General features: G+C 68.4%; 1 pseudogene. It reads right to left on the bottom strand.

From position 1 onward, the window contains the following. Positions 1-411 (bottom strand): annotated as a pseudogene (locus tag ACLQ3C_RS21545) (HNH endonuclease); the annotation flags it as partial.

Raw genomic sequence — 411 nt, 5'->3', positions numbered from 1 at the left:
CAGGGTTGCTGTCGTCGGCAGGTGCGTCGGCATCGACAGGTACCGGTAGCTGCGCCTCCCATTCGGCGGCCTCAGCCGCATCCGCCGGGGTCTCCGCTGCGGTCTCGTCGACCGGCTCGGAGTCGGGATCGCGCGTCACCCGCGCGCACCCATCCCGACCACACGTACACGACAGGTGCCCACCCGGAACCCCCGTCAACTCGGCCAGGGCCGCGACCCGCTGCTGCCCGAGCGTGCGCCGATCATTGCGACACACCCGCAACCCGATCAACGCCGCGATCCGATCCCGCAGAAACACCCCCACATGGGCGGGCACACACGCCTCGATATTCACATGCCCGACCGCATCATTGGTGATCGACACCTGCGCGAACGCCTCATCAAACGCATCACGCTCCTGCGCCGAGGCCT

The sequence above is a fragment of the Gordonia sp. DT30 genome, assembly GCF_049844915.1.
Taxonomy (GTDB): domain Bacteria; phylum Actinomycetota; class Actinomycetes; order Mycobacteriales; family Mycobacteriaceae; genus Gordonia.
This window is presented reverse-complemented; position numbering and strand designations above follow the sequence as displayed.